Here is a 2,889-nt window from a genome sequence, read left to right as displayed (position 1 = left end):
CGGAACTTACCCGACAAGGAATTTCGCTACCTTAGGACCGTTATAGTTACGGCCGCCGTTTACCGGGGCTTCGATCAAGAGCTTCGTCCGAGGACTAACCCCATCAATTAACCTTCCGGCACCGGGCAGGCGTCACACCGTATACGTCCACTTTCGTGTTTGCACAGTGCTGTGTTTTTAATAAACAGTCGCAGGGGCCTGGTATCTTCGACTGGCGTCAGCTCCACCCGTAAAGAGTTTCACCTACCACCAGCGTGCCTTCTCCCGAAGTTACGGCACCATTTTGCCTAGTTCCTTTACCCGAGTTCTCTCAAGCGCCTTGGTATTCTCTACCTGACCACCTGTGTCGGTTTGGGGTACGGTCTCGAATAGCCTGAAGCTTAGAAGATTTTCCTGGAAGCAGGGCATCAATGACTTCCCGCCCGTAAAGGGCAGTCGTCGTCGCGTCTCGGCATTGTGGGACCGGATTTGCCTAACCCCACTGCCTACTCGCTTAAACCGGGACAACCGTCGCCCGGCTCACCTAGCCTTCTCCGTCTCTCCATCGCAGCTATCCAAGGTACGGGAATATTAACCCGTTTCCCATCGATTACACCTTTCGGTCTCACCTTAGGGGCCGACTCACCCTGCGCCGATTAGCGTTGCGCAGGAAACCTTGGTCTTCCGGCGTGGGAGTTTTTCACTCCCATTGTCGTTACTCATGTCAGCATTCGCACTTCTGATACCTCCAGCATGCTTCTCAACACACCTTCGCAGGCCTACAGAACGCTCCCCTACCCCGCATACTTGCGTATGCAGCCGCAGCTTCGGTAACCAGTTTGAGCCCCGTTACATCTTCCGCGCAGGCCGACTCGACTAGTGAGCTATTACGCTTTCTTTAAAGGATGGCTGCTTCTAAGCCAACCTCCTAGCTGTCTGAGCCTTCCCACATCGTTTCCCACTTAACTGGTATTTGGGGACCTTAGCTGGCGGTCTGGGTTGTTTCCCTCTTCACGATGGACGTTAGCACCCACCGTGTGTCTCCCGGATAGTACTCACAGGTATTCGGAGTTTGCATCGGGTTGGTAAGTCGGGATGACCCCCTAGCCGAAACAGTGCTCTACCCCCTGTGGTATTCGTCCGAGGCGCTACCTAAATAGCTTTCGGGGAGAACCAGCTATCTCCGGGCTTGATTAGCCTTTCACTCCGATCCACAAGTCATCCCCTGGCTTTTCAACGACAGTGGGTTCGGTCCTCCAGTTGATGTTACTCAACCTTCAACCTGCTCATGGATAGATCGCCCGGTTTCGGGTCTATGCCCAGCGACTAAATCGCCCTATTCAGACTCGGTTTCCCTACGGCTCCCCTAAACGGTTAACCTCGCCACTGAACATAAGTCGCTGACCCATTATACAAAAGGTACGCCGTCACGGAACAAGTCCGCTCCGACTGCTTGTACGCATACGGTTTCAGGATCTATTTCACTCCCCTCACAGGGGTTCTTTTCGCCTTTCCCTCACGGTACTGGTTCACTATCGGTCAGTCAGGAGTATTTAGCCTTGGAGGATGGTCCCCCCATGTTCAGACAGGATGTCTCGTGTCCCGTCCTACTCGATTTCACTGGACTCAGGTTTCGGATACGGGGCTATCACCCACTATGGCGGCACTTTCCAGAGCCTTCTCCTACCAGTTGTCCAGCTTAAGGGCTGGTCCCCGTTCGCTCGCCGCTACTGAGGGAATCTCGGTTGATTTCTTTTCCTTCGGGTACTTAGATGTTTCAGTTCCCCGAGTTCGCCCCGCACAGCTATGTATTCACTGTACGGTACCGACCCGAAAGTCGGTGGGTTTCCCCATTCAGAGATGCCCGGATCACAGCTTGTTTGCCAGCTCCCCGAGCCTTATCGCAGGCTTCCACGTCTTTCATCGCCTCTGACTGCCAAGGCATCCACCGTATGCGCTTAATTGCTTGACTATATAACCCCAAGACAACTGATCTGTGCCTCACCATCAACAAGAACGTCGCACTCACCGAAGTGAACACCACCTTCCCATCCAGGATGAGACTCAGAGACAGTCGACTGAAGTCATACACAATCACTTCAACGACAACACCGGATAACGCTTGAAATCGCTATCACATTGAACCTATTTCTCTCGGAGATAATGAGAAAAATAGCTTCGTGTTCTATCTCGTCCAATTTGTTAAAGAGCAAATCTGACCCAGTGATCAGAAAGAAGAACTTCCGTTTAACAACCCTTGTCATCAAACCGAAATGCTTGTTTCTGCACACTGCTAACCGGAGTTAGTCAGTAAAGTTTTGGTGGAGCTATGCGGGATCGAACCGCAGACCTCCTGCGTGCAAGGCAGGCGCTCTCCCAGCTGAGCTATAGCCCCGTTCAAGCTATCTTCCAAACCCGATCGCGCTTGGACTCTCAGGCTATAAAATTGTGTGGATCTAGGCGCTTTCGGGCGACGTGTGCGAATAGCACATGAGCCTGGAAGCAACGACGAGCCACGCAATTTTGGTGGGTCTGGGTGGATTTGAACCACCGACCTCACCCTTATCAGGGGTGCGCTCTAACCAACTGAGCTACAGACCCGGTTTCGCTTGTCTTCGAACCGCCTGGACTGCGTTGCAGCCCTCGCTCAGTTGGTCACGTACTGATGTACGCTCCCGCCTTCACTCAATCTGCGCCTTGCCAGCCGCTCCGAATCCGGCGCCAAACCCTGAGGTCTGGTCAAACCGATATCGGGTCTGCATAGACCCTTTTGCTCTCTTTAGAAGCTAACCAAGTAATTCGTGTGGACTCTGACCGAAGCGTTCGGCTTCGTTTAAGGAGGTGATCCAGCCGCAGGTTCCCCTACGGCTACCTTGTTACGACTTCACCCCAGTCATGAACCACACCGTG

General features: G+C 53.2%; 2 tRNA genes and 2 rRNA genes. All 4 read right to left on the bottom strand.

Going from position 1 to position 2,889, the window contains the following annotated elements:
• A 23S ribosomal RNA gene (locus tag QPM17_RS23395) occupies positions 1 to 1,951 on the bottom strand; the annotation flags it as partial.
• 347 nt (positions 1,952 to 2,298) lie between these two features.
• Positions 2,299 to 2,374 (bottom strand) — tRNA-Ala (locus tag QPM17_RS23390).
• Positions 2,375 to 2,503: 129 nt separating this feature from the next.
• A tRNA-Ile gene (locus QPM17_RS23385) sits at positions 2,504 to 2,580 on the bottom strand.
• A 233-nt stretch (positions 2,581 to 2,813) separates the two neighbouring features.
• Positions 2,814 to 2,889 (bottom strand): 16S ribosomal RNA (locus QPM17_RS23380); the annotation flags it as partial.

It is taken from the genome of Marinobacter azerbaijanicus (assembly GCF_030250645.1).
Taxonomy (GTDB): Bacteria; Pseudomonadota; Gammaproteobacteria; order Pseudomonadales; family Oleiphilaceae; genus Marinobacter; species Marinobacter azerbaijanicus.
This window is presented reverse-complemented; position numbering and strand designations above follow the sequence as displayed.